Annotated in this window: 27 protein-coding genes; 2 read left to right on the top strand and 25 right to left on the bottom strand. The window is 34.4% G+C overall.

Features of this window, described 5'->3' with window-relative positions:
* Positions 1–114: 114 nt before the first annotated feature.
* The 16 genes from HYN48_RS14105 to HYN48_RS14030 form a co-directional block, all read right to left on the bottom strand.
* Positions 115–582 (bottom strand): hypothetical protein, encoded by a 468-nt coding sequence (locus HYN48_RS14105; RefSeq protein WP_108372828.1) that lies wholly within the window; start codon positions 580–582, stop codon positions 115–117.
* Between the two features lie 159 nt (positions 583–741).
* Positions 742–1,116, bottom strand: a complete 375-nt coding sequence (locus tag HYN48_RS14100) for a hypothetical protein (protein WP_108372826.1) — start codon at positions 1,114–1,116, stop codon at positions 742–744.
* Positions 1,117–1,283: 167 nt separating this feature from the next.
* Entirely contained in the window at positions 1,284–1,871 is a 588-nt protein-coding gene (locus HYN48_RS14095; RefSeq protein WP_146171823.1) for a hypothetical protein, read from the bottom strand.
* A 160-nt stretch (positions 1,872–2,031) separates the two neighbouring features.
* Positions 2,032–2,502, bottom strand: a complete 471-nt coding sequence (locus HYN48_RS14090) for a hypothetical protein (protein WP_146171809.1) — start codon at positions 2,500–2,502, stop codon at positions 2,032–2,034.
* Positions 2,503–2,682: 180 nt separating this feature from the next.
* Positions 2,683–3,528, bottom strand: coding sequence for a tetratricopeptide repeat protein (locus HYN48_RS14085; RefSeq protein WP_108372822.1), 846 nt, complete (start codon positions 3,526–3,528; stop codon positions 2,683–2,685).
* A gap of 422 nt (positions 3,529–3,950) precedes the next feature.
* Positions 3,951–4,394, bottom strand: coding sequence for a hypothetical protein (locus HYN48_RS14080; RefSeq protein WP_146171822.1), 444 nt, complete (start codon positions 4,392–4,394; stop codon positions 3,951–3,953).
* Between the two features lie 174 nt (positions 4,395–4,568).
* A complete protein-coding gene (locus HYN48_RS14075; protein WP_108372818.1) occupies positions 4,569–5,075 on the bottom strand; it encodes a DUF6933 domain-containing protein in 507 nt (168 codons plus the stop codon).
* 200 nt (positions 5,076–5,275) lie between these two features.
* The gene (locus tag HYN48_RS14070) at positions 5,276–6,208 is read right to left on the bottom strand and encodes a hypothetical protein (protein ID WP_108372816.1); all 933 of its coding nucleotides are present in this window, start codon (positions 6,206–6,208) and stop codon (positions 5,276–5,278) included.
* Between the two features lie 48 nt (positions 6,209–6,256).
* On the bottom strand, positions 6,257–6,883 hold the full coding sequence (locus HYN48_RS14065) for a hypothetical protein (protein WP_146171821.1): 627 nt from the start codon (positions 6,881–6,883) through the stop codon (positions 6,257–6,259).
* 935 nt (positions 6,884–7,818) lie between these two features.
* The gene (locus HYN48_RS14060; protein WP_146171820.1) at positions 7,819–8,160 is read right to left on the bottom strand and encodes a hypothetical protein; all 342 of its coding nucleotides are present in this window, start codon (positions 8,158–8,160) and stop codon (positions 7,819–7,821) included.
* A gap of 280 nt (positions 8,161–8,440) precedes the next feature.
* Complete coding sequence (locus HYN48_RS14055; protein WP_146171819.1) at positions 8,441–8,938, bottom strand: hypothetical protein; 498 nt, start codon at positions 8,936–8,938, stop codon at positions 8,441–8,443.
* Positions 8,939–9,106: 168 nt separating this feature from the next.
* A complete protein-coding gene (locus HYN48_RS14050) occupies positions 9,107–9,430 on the bottom strand; it encodes a hypothetical protein (RefSeq protein ID WP_146171818.1) in 324 nt (107 codons plus the stop codon).
* A 191-nt stretch (positions 9,431–9,621) separates the two neighbouring features.
* Positions 9,622–10,122 (bottom strand): hypothetical protein, encoded by a 501-nt coding sequence (locus HYN48_RS14045; protein ID WP_108372805.1) that lies wholly within the window; start codon positions 10,120–10,122, stop codon positions 9,622–9,624.
* Positions 10,123–10,288: 166 nt separating this feature from the next.
* A complete protein-coding gene (locus HYN48_RS14040; protein WP_108372803.1) occupies positions 10,289–10,747 on the bottom strand; it encodes a PIN domain-containing protein in 459 nt (152 codons plus the stop codon).
* A complete protein-coding gene (locus tag HYN48_RS14035; RefSeq protein ID WP_108372801.1) occupies positions 10,740–10,967 on the bottom strand; it encodes a UPF0175 family protein in 228 nt (75 codons plus the stop codon). Before HYN48_RS14035 ends, HYN48_RS14040 begins: the two co-directional genes overlap by 8 nt.
* 205 nt (positions 10,968–11,172) lie before the next feature.
* Entirely contained in the window at positions 11,173–11,646 is a 474-nt protein-coding gene (locus HYN48_RS14030; RefSeq protein ID WP_108372799.1) for a hypothetical protein, read from the bottom strand.
* 879 nt (positions 11,647–12,525) lie between these two features.
* Between HYN48_RS14030 and HYN48_RS14020 the strand changes: the two genes are divergently transcribed.
* Together HYN48_RS14020 and HYN48_RS14015 are read left to right on the top strand one after the other, a co-directional pair.
* Entirely contained in the window at positions 12,526–12,906 is a 381-nt protein-coding gene (locus HYN48_RS14020) for a hypothetical protein (protein WP_108372795.1), read from the top strand.
* 5 nt (positions 12,907–12,911) lie between these two features.
* A complete protein-coding gene (locus HYN48_RS14015) occupies positions 12,912–13,406 on the top strand; it encodes a transcriptional regulator (RefSeq protein ID WP_108372793.1) in 495 nt (164 codons plus the stop codon).
* 200 nt (positions 13,407–13,606) lie between these two features.
* Here HYN48_RS14015 and HYN48_RS14010 read toward each other — a convergent pair whose 3' ends face one another.
* The 9 genes from HYN48_RS14010 to HYN48_RS13970 form a co-directional block, all read right to left on the bottom strand.
* Positions 13,607–14,194, bottom strand: a complete 588-nt coding sequence (locus HYN48_RS14010) for a tetratricopeptide repeat protein (protein WP_108372791.1) — start codon at positions 14,192–14,194, stop codon at positions 13,607–13,609.
* Between the two features lie 164 nt (positions 14,195–14,358).
* On the bottom strand, positions 14,359–14,580 hold the full coding sequence (locus tag HYN48_RS15225; RefSeq protein ID WP_146171817.1) for a hypothetical protein: 222 nt from the start codon (positions 14,578–14,580) through the stop codon (positions 14,359–14,361).
* Between the two features lie 323 nt (positions 14,581–14,903).
* Complete coding sequence (locus HYN48_RS14000; protein WP_146171816.1) at positions 14,904–15,395, bottom strand: hypothetical protein; 492 nt, start codon at positions 15,393–15,395, stop codon at positions 14,904–14,906.
* Between the two features lie 241 nt (positions 15,396–15,636).
* Positions 15,637–16,014, bottom strand: coding sequence for a hypothetical protein (locus tag HYN48_RS13995; protein WP_108372788.1), 378 nt, complete (start codon positions 16,012–16,014; stop codon positions 15,637–15,639).
* 242 nt (positions 16,015–16,256) lie between these two features.
* A complete protein-coding gene (locus HYN48_RS15220) occupies positions 16,257–16,538 on the bottom strand; it encodes a hypothetical protein (protein ID WP_146171815.1) in 282 nt (93 codons plus the stop codon).
* A 190-nt stretch (positions 16,539–16,728) separates the two neighbouring features.
* Positions 16,729–17,103 carry a hypothetical protein gene (locus tag HYN48_RS13985; RefSeq protein ID WP_108372783.1) on the bottom strand — a complete coding sequence of 125 codons (375 nt, stop codon included), beginning with the start codon at positions 17,101–17,103 and terminating at the stop codon, positions 16,729–16,731.
* A gap of 165 nt (positions 17,104–17,268) precedes the next feature.
* The gene (locus HYN48_RS13980) at positions 17,269–17,598 is read right to left on the bottom strand and encodes a hypothetical protein (protein WP_146171800.1); all 330 of its coding nucleotides are present in this window, start codon (positions 17,596–17,598) and stop codon (positions 17,269–17,271) included.
* A 208-nt stretch (positions 17,599–17,806) separates the two neighbouring features.
* Positions 17,807–18,178, bottom strand: coding sequence for a hypothetical protein (locus HYN48_RS13975; RefSeq protein ID WP_108372779.1), 372 nt, complete (start codon positions 18,176–18,178; stop codon positions 17,807–17,809).
* A gap of 179 nt (positions 18,179–18,357) precedes the next feature.
* Positions 18,358–18,900 carry a hypothetical protein gene (locus tag HYN48_RS13970; protein ID WP_108372777.1) on the bottom strand — a complete coding sequence of 181 codons (543 nt, stop codon included), beginning with the start codon at positions 18,898–18,900 and terminating at the stop codon, positions 18,358–18,360.
* Between the last annotated feature and the right edge of the window lie 29 nt (positions 18,901–18,929).

Raw genomic sequence — 18,929 nt, 5'->3', positions numbered from 1 at the left:
CGGCTTTTGGAACTGAGTGCTCTCGGCGACACAGAACGAAGTTATGGAAAAAGGTGGTTCATTTTACAACGGAAGTAGCAATTGCGTGAAACCGCTGTTATATGCCGTTTTTGATTACGCTCGACCGTTCACACTTAAATCCGAAAATGAATTGTCGTCTAAATTTACATTCAAATTGAAATAAGATTCTCCACCGTCTGAAACATCTACGCGCTTAGATTTCCAGTTATCGTTGTCAAAGAATTGACAAAAGCAATTTATTTCAACTTGTTTTTCACCTTTTGCATTTATGTACGGAAAGTATTGTCTGTTGTAATTTTTCAGATCAATTTTTTTTGTATGGATTTTATTATAAATCATCACACTTTTATTTAATTTTTCATTCAATATTTTTAATTCAGTTTTCGTTAAACTGATTTTATGAATTGCATTAAAAGGAATGATAGTAATAAACTGTTTGCCGTTTGTTGTATCAGCAGGCACCTTCATTGGAAGCAAGTCAAATTCTACAGTTTTCGGAACTTTTTCTTTGCAACTTGCAATGAAAATTAATAGTAAAATTATAAATGGTAGTTTGTTCATGGTTGTTGGGCAAAATGTCTGCTAACGTCCGGCGGCTTTACGTCAGTTGCGGCTTTTGGAACTGAGTACTCTCGGCTGGACCAAACGAAGTTATGGAAAAAGGTGTTACATTTTACAAGGGAAGCAGCAATTGCGTGAAACCGCTGTTAGCAGCTGCGCTTAATTGCAGTATGAATTTCGAATTGTACCTTTTTTATCATTGAATACTATATTGAATTCACCGAAAATAAAATCAAACTTTCCTTCAGGTTCTTCCTGCTCATACTCTAAATTTTCTTTGTTTTTTATAATCCATTCTCGCCATAATTGTAACTCTTCTTTAGTTGGTCTATAGCATTGACCAACATAATTAAAATCTACATCTTTGGGAAAGATTTGAGTTAAACATGCTAATCGGTTTGGAATTTTTATTTCTGCTTCGAACTTTTCAATTGCGTCAATTGCGGCTAACGCTTTATCACTAGCGCTAATTTTATTTTGGGCTTTCATAGAAGCAACAAAGAGAATAAATAATGCTATTAATATGTTTTTCATCGTCTAGTTTTTTTAGCGTTGCTGCTAACGTCCGGCGGCTTCACGTCAGTTGCGGCTTTCGAAGCTGAGTACTCTCGGCTGGACAAAACGAAGTTATGGAAAAAGCGCGTTCATTTTACAAAGTGAGTAGCGATTGCGTGAAACCGCTGTTGTGTGCAGTCAAAATTTTACCTCGGATCAACTTTTTTAAATGCTTTTTTAAGAACATCATCTCCGTTTTCTAAATTCCCAACTTCACTTAGAACCGAAAGTAAATATTCAGAAGTAAAAGCCTTTTTTCCTCTTTCAAATTCGTGCTTAGCTATCTTTTGAGTTAGGATTTGCAGCAAATCAGAAAATAAGCGATAGAAATAAATTTTGTTTTTCAATCCTTCATCGATCTCCGAATTTTCGAAACCGTAATATTTGATTAGATTTTTTTTGACATCAGCTCCGTTTTTACCGCTATTGAAAAAATCATCAAAAGTTTTAATAGATAATACATGAGCGAATTTATTTCGAATTCCCATGAAGTCACTAAATTTTTGAATGTCGATTTTATCTAAACCTTTTAAATCTTGGATAATTTGAATTTTCTGATTAAAAGACAATGCAGTTGATCCATTGCCAAATGATTTTGAATTTTTCCAATCAATGCCAAGTATATAACCAATAGTTTCAGAAGCTAATTTTTCAATATGTAATGCATGTTCGATTACGTACAAACGTAAATCGTCTGCTTTTGAGATATCATTTATATACGAATAATCTTTCACATCATTTTAGGATTGATTGCACACAACGTCCGGCGGCTTCACGTCAGTTGCGGCTTTTGGAACTGAGTACTCTCGGCTGGACGAAACGAAGTTATGGAAAAAGCGGCTACATTTTACAAAGAAAGTAGCAATTGCGTGAAACCGCTGTTATATGCCGGCTTTATTTTTGGTTTGGTTCGCCATACTTACCAAATTCAGGTTTAGAAATTTTATATTGGATATTCTTAGGATTTCGAATTTTATAGATTACTCTGGCTACTTCAACTTCTGGACACACGACATTATTCAACTGTATTAATTTTAGATTTAACGAATCACCTTTTATATCAAAATCACCAGCATACTCAATACAGCCTGTCATTGTCGATAAATAAGAAATGTAAATCTCATCTCTAGTATATTTTATCGTGTCAATTTCAAGATCGAACTTTCTTGAACTAAGTTTCGTAAAGTTTCTGTTCGTTCTGTCTTCTTTGGATAAATTGTATTTGAGATCGAAAGAAATAAGATTAGGACTTGGTTTATGTGTTTTTCTGATAATTCCTAAATCAACTTTCTTTTCAGTGCATGAAGCAACTATAAAAAGTGAAACTATAAAAAGCGAAACGACGAAAAATACTCTTCGTTTCATTTTTTGGAAGTTGATTTTAGGTACATCGCGCATAAGCTGGCATATAACGTCCGGCGGCTTCACGTCAGTTGCGGCTTATGGAACTGAGTACCCTCGGCTGGACAAAACGAAGTTATGGAAAAAAGCAGTGCATTTTACAAGGGGAGGAGCAATTGCGTGAAACCGCTGTTACCTGCCGTTTTAATTTTTTATCTGCGTTTTCATTTTTTCGACGATTCCATTTATATGACTATTTGAGGAATACAGATCTTTTGTTTCGGCTAGCCAATTTTGAAATTCTATATTGTCTTTTTTTAAAAAATAACCTTGTAAAATATTAAACGCATTTTCAACTTGATAAGTTTTATCGCTACTTGTTTCGAGTGATTTTTTGTAGATTTTTTTTGCTTCATCTAATTGATTGTTTTTTGATAATGCAAAAATGTATTCTTTGTTGGTGTACGAATCTTTTGGATTTGACTTTAAGGCGGTTTTCAAAACTGTAATAGCGTTTTGATATTGTTCGAGACAGTTATATGAATATGCAAGTTCAACAGCTAGACCTTTATAATTGGTATCCAATTTAGCTGCCTTCTCTAAGAATTCCAATGCTTTATTACATTCTCCCCAACCATTATACATATATCCCCACTTATATAGACGTTCGACAGTATTTTCTCCAACTTTATACCCCGCTAGAAAATCTGGAATAAGGGAGACTTTCAGTTGTGATATTTTAGATTCAGGGATATGGGCAACTAAGACATTGTTAGGTTCCAATCGATATTTCATAGCTCCTTGAATTTCTTTTGCTTTTGGGAGAAAAACTCCATTTTTGTCAATAGTAAATGAACCAGCATAGTCAAGAGTCAATCCAGCCTGAGCATCAATGTATATAAATCCAAAGTTATAACTTCCAATGCTATCAGGTTTAAAAGCTACCCATTTGTCTTCGCTCTGGACAAATTTCTTATCAAATTTCAAATCTTGTGCTGAAGTATGAATTATAACTGAGAGAAATTGTAATAATAATAACGTTTTTCGCATACTTTAAATTTTAGTTATTCCGTTCTTCAAAAAATGGCAGGTAACGTCCGGCGGCTTCACGTCAGTTGCGGCTTTTGGAACTGAGTATTCTCGGCTGGACAGAACGAAGTTATGGAAAAAGATGTTTCATTTTACAAGAGAAGCAGCAATTGCGTGAAACCGCTGTTATGCGTTGGTTTTAATATAGATCCCAAGACAACGTAAACGTATGTAGTCACAAGCCAATCACCCAAAACCAAATAGGAGCGGAGCTCCAACTTTCAACACAACAAAAATCACGCATAACGTCCGGCGGCTTCACGTCAGTTGCGGCATTTTCAACTGAGTACTCTCGGCTGGACAGGACGAAGTTATGGAAAAAGATGTTTCATTTTACAAGAAAAGTAGCAATTGCGTGAAGCCGCGGTTAACTGTAGTTTTTATTATCTAAGTGAAATACAATTTCCTAAGTTAGTATCGTCGGCTAGTTTTTTCTTAAATTCTTTCGGCAAGTTAATTTCAAATGTGCAGAAATCAATTGCATTGTATTCTTTTTTTTCAGCGTCAAATAGCAAAGCTTTTTGAGAAGAATAATCAGAATTGTAATAGTAAATATTTTGTTTGTCATCTGCGTAAAGTAGCCAATAATGAAGTTCACTGAAAGTTTCCACTAAACTTTGCTGATACAAAATGTTCCTTTTTCGATCAGTAATTGCAAAAATGAATGATTCGTTTTCAAGCCGTTTTACGATAACCATTTTGCTTTTACTTAAAATATATTCGCCTTGCTCAGTAATAAAACCTTGTTTTAGAAAATGTATTTTTGGAATATCATTTTTACAGGTAAAGAGAATTGATAGTGTTAAGATTACAAGTGTCTTTTTCACAAGTTCGGTTTTAAGCGTTGTTTTGTCTAGGTGCCGTCAAAAATTACAGTTAACGTCCGGCGGCTTCACGTCAGTTGCGGCATTTGGAACTGAGTACTCTCGGCTGGACAGAACGAAGTTATGGAAAAAGGTGGTTCATTTTACAAGGGAAGCAGCAATTGCGTGAAACCGCTGTTAGCCGTAGTTTTTTATATGTTCTTTCATGGCTTCACGCGGGGTTTTAAATTTCAAAACTTTACTTGGCATTTCATTAATATACCGCAAAGCATAATTTCTTGCTTTTTCAACATTTTTGTCATCTTCATAACAAGCTTTTGTGTGGTAAACAAAATCATTTAAAGAACCCATAATTTTTCTATCATTGTCAGTAGTACAAATATTTGCAATTTGATCATATTCCCGCAAATAATTTTCATATTTACTTGTCAATATAAACTCTCGTTCGAGTTGCTTAATTAGCATTTCGGTAAAGAGTATTGACAAATTATTTAGATCCTTTTTTAGGACATCCATAATTATAAAACTGAATAAAGTTTTCTTGTTTACAAAGATTATCCATTTTTTGCCTGCGACTGAAAATAGATGTGCATTCCAGTCAGATTCAAAGTTTACATTAACGTTTACAGTTTTTTGAATATCTAAAAGTTTTGCAAGTTTAAGAGAACAAAAGACATTTATCATAATAGTAAATACGCGATTTTGGTTGAAAATTACGGCTAACGTCCGGGGGCTTCACGTCATTTGCGGCTTTTGGAACTGAGTATTCTCGGCTGGACAGAACGAAGTTATGGAAAAAGCGGTTACATTTTACAAGGGAAGCAGCAATTGCGTGAAACCGCTGTTAGCGGATGCCCTATCTTAACACTTTTATATGTTGCTAACTATTCCTCAAATTTACCGGCATATAATACAATCGCTGGCGTTACAAGAATACTTTTATGTGGTTTTTTATGTAGTGAGTTCGAAAAGTCATATTTAATCATAAAATTGATATTAAATAAATCTTGAGATAGTTCTTTTGTATAAAAATCAATCGTTCTTGCGTAAAAGTCATTTGTCGTGGACATCTGAAATTTTAATTTCGTAAGGTTATTCTTCTTAGGCTTTATTATTTCTCCGTTAGTGTCGAAGTAATTTAGCAGTTGAATTGTGACGAATATCTTTTTGGGTAATTTATATTTTAGTTCAGCAGAATTGATTTCAATTTTATTGTTTTGACCAGTATTAAGGTATAATGTATCGGTAGAAAAAATTAAATCCCCAATATCGGCTACCTGAGTTCCGCCCGACGCAAGTACTTCCTCAATATTAAAAAAATTAATCTTGTAGGCTGTTTTATAGACCACTTTTTCAACGTAGAAAACAATTTTTTTTAGTATTAAATCATAATTTTCAGATGTTCGAAATACAAGGCCGTTATCCAAATCAGGTTGTATAGGATTGGACATGGATCTTATAAAACGATTGTTTTCCCCGAAAACGATGTCTTTCTTCGATTTCGAAGTTACAACGACCTCGTCCAGATTTACAATTTTTTTAGAAAGGTAAATTACCGAATCCAATTTGTTTTTCGCAAGCCCTAAACTTTCATAGTCAACTCTGCTGAAAGCGATGGAATCGTATTTTACTTCGTCAAGTATAATTGTAGGTTGGTTAGGCAACGTCACGCCTTTGCTCACTGTTTTTTTATCTTTAAAAAGCGAGTAGTTCACATTTTCAATGAATTCGTTAGTGTCTTTGTCGATAGTGATAAATGTCTGACCTATCATGAGGTTAGCCAGTAAGACGAAAAATACTGTTAATATCGTTTGCATAATATAAAAGTTGGGCCAATTGAAATTTTCAATGGCCCAAAGTTAAGGTTATTTTTTTGGATGATATGTTTCTCCGCAAAGTACCGTTGCGTGATGCTGTCCCGGACCACTTTCATTGTCCTCCAATGTTGCAGTCACGGCAGAGATTCGAATAAATCCGAATAAATAGTTAGCCTGATAGACCCCTTGATGGCATAGTCCATCGACACCGATGAATTGAGAACCGTAAGTATATTTAATTTTCAAAGCTACAGGCTCACCTTCTGTCGGTGGCACATATTCCGGCGCATCAATTACCTTTATCAAATCAAATTCATCAGTACTTAGGTATTTATCAAGTTCATTGATGTTCTCAAATATTTTTGTTGGATTTGATTTTGGTTCAAACGTTGTTAATTTAAAATCAGTTCTGTCCACATCGGCAAAGAATAGAAAATCATTTGTTTCTTTTTCCGTGATCAGGTATCCTCTTGGTCTTAAATCATCACCTACAAAAACCTCAGTCAAGACAAAATCTTCAGTTTCTGATGACCGATTCAAATAGGATGAAGCTTTTGATTTTCCAACCGATTTTCCGAAATGAGTTGACTGAGGATAAAACGTTTTTAAAAATGCTGCTGCATTTTTATTTTGAGTTTCGTTTGATGAAGATTCATTTTCACTAGAACAACTCAAAATTGTAACATTGATAAATAAAGCAATTAAAGCAACTTAGGAAATTTTTAAATAATTCATTTTAGATAATTTTTGATTTAGGCCTACTCTATACGTTTTTCGGCAATCACACTTTTTCAGTTTTTAAGTCTGAATACTTTTGATAGTGGATTGTCAACCCTAACTGACTTTAATTGTTTTTAGAGATGTTTCTTTTAAAGAATGACTATATCAAAGGTAATGAATCAGTTTAGTACAAAATCAGGTATAAATACCTGGTTTTATATAATTTCTGTTTTAAAATGTGAATTATTTCAGAATCGTCACTCAGGGTTTCCGCTAACGTCCGGCGGCTTCACGTCAGTTGCGGCTTTTGGAACTGAGTATTCTCGGCTGGACAGAACGAAGTTATGGAAAAAGGTGGTTCATTTTACAAGGGAAGCAGCAATTGCGTGAAACCGCTGTTACAGGCTGTTGCGACACAAACGCAAAATCACACAAAGTAACCACAAAGAATTTCTACTGCAATAGTTTTTTTGAGATCCATGTTAAAGTTTAGAATTTTGAAAAGGAAATTTTCAGCATTTTTCAAGACAAAGAAATTGACAAAGACTTAAGCAGCAATACAGCCCGATTGAGCTTCGCAGAGATTTCTCGGCGAGAAGAAAAGTAAATGGAGATCAGAAAATCCCGACTAAGGTTTCAAAGCTGAGCCACAAAGTTCCTCTTTGAAAAATAGGAGAGAAGTTAATTTGAGATTACGCAAGCCGAGCCGTTCAATTACGAAAATCGTCATTTCGGGCACGGAGCAATTGCCTGTAACGTCCGGCGGCTTCACGTCAGTTGCGGCTTTTGGAACTGAGTATTCTCGGCTGGACAAAACGAAGTTATGGAAAAAGCGGTTATATTTTACAAGGGAAGTAGCAATTGCGTGAAACCGCTGTTACCTGCAGGCTTTAATTAAATTCATCTTCTGAAATAATTTCGTCAATTTGAGTTTCATAAAGCAATTTTAGTTTCTTGTAATTTTTTATGCAATCATAAAAATAGCTGCCAATTAAATCTGCATATTCTCTTTGAGCGATATAAGATTCTTTCATCTCTTTCACGCTACTGAAAATTGAGTATCTAGTTTCATTTGAGTATTTTTCCCAGCGTAACCCTTTCCATTCGTTAGAACTTATCCAAAATATAGAGTTAGCTAAATATTTTACCGAGATATCTTTCGATGAACAGTTTGTAGAATAGCCAATAACTAAATCGGGATTATTAGAAATGACATCTCCATCTATAATCATTTTCAAAGAATTCTTGTAAACTTCTTTCCTAATATTTATCGTCAAAATAACTCCCTCGGATTCGAATTGAAATGATTTTATAAGATTACTCATTTTGATATGCATTAATGAAAGTCTTTATTTACGGGCTGCGATAAGCTTGCAGGTAACGTCCGGCGGCTTCACGTCAGTTGCGGCTTTCGAAGCTGAGTATTCTCGGCTGGACAAAACGAAGTTATGGAAAAAAGAAGTTCATTTTACAAGGTAAGCAGCAATTGCGTGAAACCGCTGTTACCGGCAGTCATTGTGTTTTCACCAAAGTAATTATTTCCACTTCGGCCTTGAAATTTGAATCATTTTCTTCAAAGCCACAGCTCCAATTTTCAAAGTTTATTTTTTTATCAAGAACTTTAAATTTGTAAAGTCTGTTGTGATTGATTTCAAAAGAAACTTCTTCATGTTCTTGATTGTAATGAAAATTCCATTCTTCAATATTACCCAAAGGTCCACAAAAATCAAAACTTGGGTATGATATGTAAACATTGCGTTTTGAAAAATGGAGTTTAGTAATGTCCATTTTGTCGCTGTAGCAAATTTCTGCAAACTCTTTATTAAGTTTCGGATTGCTTGATTCAATTTTTGAAAAATGGATCAAACGTAAAGTATCGTTCGATAAAATTTCATAGCTATCAATTTTTAAAAACCACGATGATTTCTGAAAATTGATTTTAGACTTTTGTGCAAACAAACTTGTCGTGAAAAATAGAAAGATAAAAGTGTACTTTAGAGTGTTAGTCATAATTCACGTCATTTTTGGTATGATTGCCGGTAACGTCCGGCGGCTTCACGTCAGTTGCGGCATTTGGAACTGAGTACTCTCGGCTGGACAAAACGAAGTTATGGAAAAAAGAAGTTCATTTTGCAAGGAAAGTAGCAATTGCGTGAAACCGCTGTTAGCGGTAGTGCATCATTCTTCCTTAACTTTAACTTTTTGGTCATTTTCATCCCAATAAAGTTTAGCCTTATTTTTTTCATACCAATTTCTCCAATCAATTAAAGTTTTGTCAGATGGAAATATGGGCATTTCAAACGGTTTCTCCATTTCATAACTAATTCCTGTAACTTCAATTAAAAATTGGCGTGCCTCATAAACTGTATTTAAGTCAATACTTTGGCTTTCATTTTTTAAATTTTCAAATGCTGTTAGATTTTCAAGAAAAATATCTTGAGCATTTTGTGCATTTACAGAAAAAGAAATAATGGCAAACAACAAAGCAAAGTATATTTTCATTTTTAGTTAGATTTGATTTTCACTTTCGCTCGTTCGCGGCTGCATTACCGCTAACGTCCGGCGGCTTCACGTCAGTTGCGGCTTTCGAAGCTGAGTACTCTCGGCTGGACAAAACGAAGTTATGGAAAAAGGTCGTTCATTTTACAGGGAAGTAGCATTTGCGTGAAACCGCTGTTATATGCCGGTTTTACTCAATATTTCAAGTTCGTGTTTTCAACAATAAAGTTGATTGCTAATTTTGTTTTTTCAGGCTTAGTCAACATTAATATCTTTTGTTTTTGATTTTCATTTATCATGCAGATTGTAAAACTAGTCACCGAATGATTTAAATCTGGTTCCCAATTATGAAATTCTTTTATGTCGTAAGAATACGCATAATTTGTTGAGAGTTTTCCTTTCTGTAAATTGATTTCTTGAAATTCTGACGTTTTGAGTAAGGTTTTTTTCAAGATTAACCCAAACAGAAAAACGCAAACAAAAAGGTTACCATTTTCGACACGCAAACCTTTTTTGGTGAATAGAATCCCAAGGAATAAAATGTTTAGAAAAACTAGAATTAATTCTATGAGAATGTAAGAACTAAATTCAACAGAATTAAGCATTCCTAACAATATCATCATCGTTACGAATGTCAAAATAACTAAGTTTTGGAATTGTCTAAAATCTAAACTACGTTCTAATATTAAGTTCATTGTTGTTCGTTACGTGAGGTAAACTGGCATATAACGTCCGGCGGCTTCACGTCAGTTGCGGCTTTTGGAACTGAGTACTCTCGGCTGGACAGAACGAAGTTATGGAAAAGGTGGTTCATTTTACAAGGGGAGGAGCAATTGCGTGAAACCGCTGTTATCTGAAGGCCTACATTTCTTCTGCTTCCCTTAAAGCTTGTAATTGTAATTCTGGAGACAATCTGAAATTAGTTTCGACAATCTTTTCTAAAAGCGGTTTAATCGAAGGAATAAGTCCATTTAATTTAGCCTTGACTATTATTCCAATTGTACCAGTGAAATTTAATCCGAGATTTTCAGCGACTTTTCTCGCTTTGAAATCATCAAGAATCAAAGTGCTATTTTGAATTTCTAAAGCTAGTGCGATTGCACTTGATTCTCCTCTGTCAATTTGTAATTCTAAAATTCTCTGATGATATTTATCTTTTGCATTTTCTATTATAACCCAATTAGGAAGGGATTCTCCAAATTCTTCAGCAATATCTTTTGTAGTAACGATTTGACCGTAAAGTTTTAAAAGAAGGTCTAATTCTCCAATTTTGGATAAAATGATAAAACAACTGGTGTCAGAAATTATAGTTTTATGCATTTGCTACATCGCTTGATAAATCAGATAAAGGAAAGTTGAAGATTGAAACATTATATCGACTCAATAATTCTGCGAAAGTACGTTTTGTTAAACCTGCAAGTTCAGCAGCCTGACCTAAAGAAAGTTTTCCTTGCTCATAAAGTTTAGAGGCCAAAAGCATAACAAGTTCGCGATTGTCGATGTCTAAATTATCCGGGATGTTAAGCGTCAATGTTTTCATAATGTCAAATGTAATGATTTTTTTGAACGGCTACAATTTTCCGCACTGATTGGCGGCTTTCAGATAACGTCCGGCGGCTTCACGTCAGTTGCGGCTTTTGGAACTGAGTACTCTCGGCTGGACTGAACGAAGTTATGGAAAAAAGAAGTTCATTTTACAAGGGAAGTAGCAATTGCGTGAAACCGCTGTTATGGGCAGTTGAAATTTATTCTTTAATGAACTTTGATTTTATAACTTTCCATCTATTGTCTATCCAAGTGAACCGAATGTCAGGTTCCTTTTTACCTAAGTTACATTCAGATATTTCTGCAAGAGGTGAGTGTTTTTGTTTTCTTTTCAAGGCTTTCAATCTGTATTCTCCGAAATTGATATCAACAGTATCTTTATTGACAACATAGTATTCTATTGTATAAACTGTCAGTTCCTTTTTTTCTTTTCGTGAAATTTCAGTTAATTCTTTTTGAGATCGAATTTTAATTGGACTTTCAGGTAATACTTTTTGCGGCGCATCTGTTTGATTTTGCATGTCAAAATATTTATATCCGCTGCTAAGTTGCAAATCAAATCTCTGTTGTAACGCTTTTGTGTACAAAGTGTCGATGATATTTTGAGGCAGAGTTTCCTGGGCCAAAGAATTGACAGCAAAAAGAAAAGCAATAATATTAAGTATGATTTTCATCGTGATTTTCAGTTCGGCGCGGCTCAATTGCCCATAACGTCCGGCGGCTTCACGTCAGTTGTGGCTTTTGGAACTGAGTACTCTCGGCTGGACAGAACGAATTTATGGAAAAAAGAAGTTCATTTTACACGAGAAGTAGCAATTGCGTGAAACCGCTGTTAGCCGTTCGGTTATTAATTAAGTTTTTCACTTGACAACGTTATTAAGTAGAGTGTAGTTGAGTCAAATGTTTTTGTTTGTAATATAACCAAGTGACTATCATAAATGTATTTTAGAGATAATTCATTATTTTCTGTTTCGGTATTGTAAAGTTTTCCATTTGATTGCAGAAATTCTTTGTAAGCCAAATATGTTTGTTTGGAAAAGAAGATGTGCTGCACTATAATATAATCAGTAGGACTTTTCGATCTAATAAGTTGCATATGTGCACCATCCTTAAATGATTCATCGCATAAAAACGCATTTCTGTTCGTATCATAAGAATATCCATTTTTCAATGCAAAAGTGTCGAAATCAGAAAAAGAATAAATCGTTGAATTAAAGAGACTTTCAAACGTGACAGGGCATTGAGAAAATGAGTACTCAATAGTGAAGAATGTGATTACTAAGAATAAGTATTTTTTCATAACGCTATTTTTAGGTGTAGGTTTCCATTAACTGACGGCTAACGTCCGGCGGCTTCACGTCAGTTGCGGCTTTTGGAACTGAGTATTCTCGGCTGGACAGAACGAAGTTATGGAAAAAGCGATTACATTTTACAAGGAAAGCAGCAATTGCGTGAAACCGCTGTTATGAACAGTTGCATCAAATAAAATATTCCCAATCATTGGGAATTTAATTTATTTTTGTATCTTTGTCTATGATTTAAAATAACTCCAAATGACTGTATTACCTTATACCGAATATAATATTTCTCTAATACAAGAATTTTTAGATGAAACTAAGAGAAGATTATCTCAAGGCATCCAAATAACATTTACAGCTAAGGCTAATTTGGAACTTACTGATTTAGCATTGGATTATGATATCGAGGGAGAAGATATAGAACATGCAATTCAAAACCTTACAACTGAGAATTATTATAGAGGAATAGATCCATCAGGAAATGCTGATTTCAATGTTTGTGCTTTCTGTACTTTTGTTGGAAAAGATAAGATAGAAATATATTTAAAGTATGGATTAGAAGCTAATGGATTACAAATACTATTGTTTTCTAATCACGTGCCCGACTACCCAATGACACAGCCTTTTAAAAATTGAATTTTATGGAAAAGACATTATTGACAAGAACAAATGAACCGACTATTGAATTAAATAGCTCGGTTAAAAAAGTTTATAAGGGTATGACTTTATATTATGATGAAGTATTTTATCTTGATTATGAAGTAGATGAAGATACGGGATTCATTAACAAAGAAAACAAAGTTAAACATTATACTAAAAGCCAAGTCGACCGAAATATTAAAGCTCTTAAAAATGCTTATCATGTAGCTAAAGGTGCTGCTTCACCGATTGAAATAATCAATTTTAGAAATAAATATCAAATTTCGGCTTCTACATTTAGTATTATTTTAGGCTTTAGTAAAAACACTATTTCGAATATCGAACATGAAGGTGTTACATCTCTATCAACGGGAAGATTAATTAAATTATGTCTTGAAAATAAAGATATGCTTCAAAGATATCTTCAAATGTGTGACGAAATTGATGATATAAAAAAAAGGGAGTTGTCTAAAAGATTAATGGAAGAATATATATAAAATTTTAAGCGAGTTTTCACTCGCTTTTTTTACACACTCCTACCAGCAATTGTTCATAACGTCCGGCGGCTTCACGTCAGTTGCGGCATTTGGAACTGAGTACTCTCGGCTGGATAGAGCGAAGTTATGGAAAAAGGTGTTTCATTTTACAAGAGACGTAGCAATTGCGTGAAACCGCTGTTACCTGCTGGCTCTCTATTTTATTTTTCATTTTTTAAGGCTATAACTTGTAATTCCGTAAAGTATTTAGAGTCATCATCTGTTGTGAATCTACTAGCTTCAATCATTTCTTTAACTGCATTAGGAATATCTTTTTTCTTGTAAAAAATATATGATTTTACCCAATGACTATGTGAAACACTTGGAGAAAGTTTAATCGATTGGTCAATATTTTTCATTGCTAAATCTAAACTATTGAGTCGAATATAGATTTCTGCGAGTTTATTATAGTTTTTCGGTCTTTCAATATTATTGTTGATACAAAATGCAATAGAGTCTTTTTGTGAAACTAAATCAGGATAACCCGTTTCGAACCTATAGTAAGAAAGTTTATTAAAATCTCTTCGATAAACAGTACAGTTTTCCACAAGCGATTTCATTGTGGATTTTATTTTTAGTCTGGCTTCATCCGCATTCTTACCTTTGGCATTATCACCCAAACAATCGTTCAGTTTCTCGTCTATTGTTCCGTTTGCACGTTTAGAATAACAATCGCAAATTTCGGTGGTATTGTTTGATGCACAGTTGAAAAAAAATGTAAATAATAAATATAAGTATAATGTTTTCATCGTGATGGTTTTTCGAGCTTGCAGGTAACGTCCGGCGGCTTCACGTCAGTTGCGGCTTTTGGAACTGAGTACTCTCGGCTGGACTGAACGGAGTTATGGAAAAAGGTGGTTCATTTTACAAGGGAAGCAGCAATTGCGTGAAACCGCTGTTAGCCGTGGTTTTATTAATTTGACGATTTTCCGTAAGTATAAATATTTACTATACCATTCTTGCCAGCGCTTCCATAAATATTTGAAGCTTTTTCAAAAGAAATTATTTCGATTCGCTTTATTTGATCTTTCTTTAAAGCTATATTTTCAAAATATTCTTTATCTGAACGAATTATTAAATCTCCATCAACTTTATGAATCATTACAGTTGGCACTTCACCAAGTAAGTGTTCCATTTGCTTGAATTTGATATATTCAATCAAGTAATATTTATTTTTTCCATTATCGTTCAAGAGAAATCGCTTTTGAGAGTCCAAGATTTTATAAGGTGAACAATTAATGAAAACAAAAAAAATAAAAAAGTATGATATAACGCGTTTTCGTTTCATAGATATGGAATTTTTTTGCCGACAAAGTCACTCACAAAATCACGGCTAACGTCCGGCGGCTTCACGTCAGTTGCGGCATTTGGAACTGAGTACTCTCGGCTGGACGGAACGAAGTTATGGAAAAAGGTGTTTCATTTTACAAGAGAAGGAGCAATTGCGTGAAACCGCTGTTAGCTGAGGGCCTTGATTTTGGCAAATAATGTCATTGAATATTTTTTTATGAACTCTTCAGTCCATAACAAATTATATCCGAGTAATTTTGAGACATTTGAATCAAAGCTGGTTATACCTTCGGGAAGCGTCGATGTCGACTTGACTTTGGTAATTCGATCGTTTTGAAAATTAAGTGTCCAAGACAGGTATATCGAATTGTCTTTAGGACTTATTTCTTTGGTGGTGACCAAAAGTAATTTTCCATCGTTTTTCAGATAGAAATTAACATCCAGTTTCATGCCATTTTTTGATACGCTCTTTGTTTCGATCACGTCGTTAAATCGTTTTACGATGACAGTTATTACAGTGTCTTTTTCTAATGTTGAAAATCCTGGAAAATTTACTGTTAACGTATCTTTCCTAAACATAACAAATTCACCATTTTCGGTGCTATTCTGAGCTGATAGTTTCAGGCTCAATAGTATCAAAATCAACAGCATTTTTCTCATAGCAGTCAATTTGGCGGCGGTTTTTTATAGGCTCTCAGCTAACGTCCGGCGGCTTCACGTCAGTTGCGGCATTTGGAACTGAGTACTCTCGGCTGGACAGAACGAAGTTATGGAAAAAAGAAGTTCATTTTACAAGAGAAGTAGCAATTGCGTGAAGCCGCTGTTAGCTGCTGGCGCACCAACCTAAAAAGACCTCAAACATTAAGTCTGAAGTCTATAAGTATTTTAAGTTTAGTAAGTTTTAATTAAAGTGCTTTCCAATATATTCTATGAGATTCTCATCGCTCATTTTATTAGAAGTGCTTTCACTTGAAACTGCATTCTCATATTGCGGAGTTTCAGCCAGAAATCGAATAAATTGTTCCTGACTTTGCCCAGTTCCGGTTATGTGTATTTCATCTATGTTCTGCATTTTGCCTGCAATTTCTTTGAAGAATTTTTGCATCAAGGCAATTTCCTGATTGTTTGACGTTTTCTCACTCGAGTTATTATCCGGACCAGCATTTGTTACGTGTCCAAGAACTTTAAATTCCGAGTTATTGATCTCTGATTTGCCAACAATTGTTGCGTTGCGTGAATCCATCCAAACTCCAAAAACCTTTTTGTTTTTATCTGACATTTTTTTAATTTTTTTAAAGATAAGCCTTCGAGAAAGTAATTGACAGTTTTTGGGTTAAGATTGTGATTAGAGTTCATTTTGGTGGCGCTTGCAGCTAACGTCCGGCGGCTTCACGTCAGTTGCGGCTTTTGGAACTGAGTACTCTCGGCTGGACAGAACGAAGTTATGGAAAAAGGAGTTTCATTTTACAATGGAAGCAGCAATTGCGTGAAACCGCTGTTAGCAGTAGTGCGAATGTACTTTCAAATGGATTTTTTATTCAGATCGGAAATTATTTTTTGTAGTTCTCCAGGATTATTGACATCAGTTTCTTCTCCATTTGGATTCGTCTCAAAATAGTCTTGATTTGTTGTTTCCGGAGAACTTCTTTCAACTAATATGTTTAATAACCGGTTTGTTTCGTTTTGCAACTCAATGCGTTTCTCTATTTTAAAATACCAAGTTGTTACTTCTCGCAAGAAAACAAAGGCAGCGATTGCTATAATTACAATTATTACGATTTCTGCTAAGCTAAAGTTGTCCATATTAGAGTTTTGTTTAGGTTTTATAACGTTTCGTGCGGCTCGCGCATTACTGCTAACGTCCGGCGGCTTCACGTCAGTTGCGGCTTTCGAAGCTGAGTACGCTCGGCTGGACAGAACGAAGTTATGGAAAAAGCGGTTATATTTTACAAGGGAAGCAGCAATTGCGTGAAACCGCTGTTAGCAGCTGCGCTTAATTGCAGTATGAATTTCGAATTGTACCTTTTTTATCATTGAATACTATATTGAATTCACCGAAAATAAAATCAAACTTTCCTTCAGGTTCTTCCTGCTCATACTCTAAATTTTCTTTGTTTTTTATAATCCATTCTCGCCATAATTGTAACTCTTCTTTAGTTGGTCTATAGCATTGACCAACATAATTAAAATCTACATCTTTGGGAAAGATTTGAGTTAAACATGCTAATCGGTTTGGAATTTTTATTTCTGCTTCGAACTTTTCAATTGCGTCAATTGCGGCTAACGCTTTATCACTAGCACTAATTTTATTTTGGGCTTTCATAGAAGCAACAAAGAGAATAAATAATGCTATAAATATGTTTTTCATCGTCTAGTTTTTTTAGCGTTGCTGCTAACGTCCGGCGGCTTCACGTCAGTTGCGGCTTTCGGAACTGAGTATTCTCGGCTGGACAGAACGAAGTTATGGAAAAAGGTGGTTCATTTTACAAGGAAAGTAGCAATTGCGTGAAACCGCTGTTATGGGCAGTTTCTCTTATTTTATTTGAAGCGATTTAGTTATTGATTTCAATTCTTCAACAGATTTATAACCTCCGTTTATTTCTGGATCTGCAATTTCGAAAACTACTTCTTTTACTTTGTTATTTTCAAATTCTAAGTTTTCTACCAATGTTAAGCAATCGCATATATAAGCAAGTTCTATATTATTTAAAGAGCCGTTTAAAGTTTGATTAATTAAATTCAATAAGCCTTGAGTATTTAAAAATGTTGACTCATCTTCAATAAAATGCAAACTAATTGTTGAGCCGGTTTTTTGCATGAGTTTTTCATATGCGAAGACCTCGGCATTAATTTCAGTTTTCAATAGCTGAATTTTGGACCCGTCTTTCAGAATTTTATTTAGTGTTGATGCGTTCATTTTGGTTGAAATTGCCCATAACGGCTGCGGCTTCACGTCAGTTGCGGCATTTGGAACTGAGTACTCTCGGCTGGACAGAACGAAGTTATGGAAAAAGATTGTTCATTATACAAAGTGAGCAGCAATTGCGTGAAACCGCTGTTATGCGACGTAGCTATTTTTTGATAAATTGACCACTGTAAATTACATCATGAGTATTTCTAAACTCAAAATTGAAAGTGTTATTTTCAGCTTTTATAATTACAAAGAAAGGACGATCAACAATTTCATTAGTATTCTGGACATTAAACGGCTCCGTGAAACCCTTAACTTTAAATTGAAAATCTGTTACCCAAATAATTTTACAATTCAGAATCTTTTCGCCAGTATTCAGGATAAACTCGTCGTCTCTAATATCAAACTCATAGTTATTGTATCCATAATGTTCTTCGATGACAGCACGATAAGAGCCATTTGAAAGAAAGTGTTTTTGATTAGAGAAATAAATACTTAGGAATAGAAAAAATGCTGAAATAAATCGTGTCATATTATCTGTTGGTTTAACGTTCTCTTCGGTCGCTATGTCGCATAACGTCCGGCGGCTTCACGTCAGTTGCGGCTTTTGGAACTGAGTACTCTCGGCTGGACTCAACGAAGTTATGGAAAAAGGTGGTTCATTTTACAAGGGAAGTAGCAATTGCGTGAAACCGCTGTTAGCTGAAGTACTTATTTGTTTAAATAAACTATGCTTTCCTGTAATTTTACTTTACTAATATCAATTAAGCCAAATTGATCGTTAGAAGCAAAGTGGTAATACCTCAAACCAGTTCTTGTAACATCGTTTGCATATTTTGAACTAATATTGATTTTTAAACTGTCGTTGGGCGGTATAATAATAAAGTTAAATTTTTTAATACCACTATGCATGGCATCACTCATATAATTTCTATAAAAGCTATCGAAAATCAAATTATTGTTTTTGCGTTTAAAATTTTTCTTCGAATAAAACATATTTGTATTTTCTAGCACAGTGGAAAAAACAATTAAATTTTCTGTGCCCGTATTTTTAATGATCATTTTGTTTTCTGAAAACTCACCTAATTCTCTGGTTTCATGATAATTTGCAGAAATTAATTTTTTATCAGCATAAAATACTAAATCTGAATTATTGTATATTTTTTTATTTATTGAAGAGCATGAAAATAAAGAAGAGATAAGAAGAATTCCTATGCCTTTTATTGAGATTGATAATGATGGTAATTTCGTCATTTTGGGTGGGCGGTTTCAAATTGCTAACG

The sequence above is a fragment of the Flavobacterium magnum genome, assembly GCF_003055625.1.
GTDB classification, from domain to species: Bacteria; Bacteroidota; Bacteroidia; order Flavobacteriales; family Flavobacteriaceae; genus Flavobacterium; species Flavobacterium magnum.
This window is presented reverse-complemented; position numbering and strand designations above follow the sequence as displayed.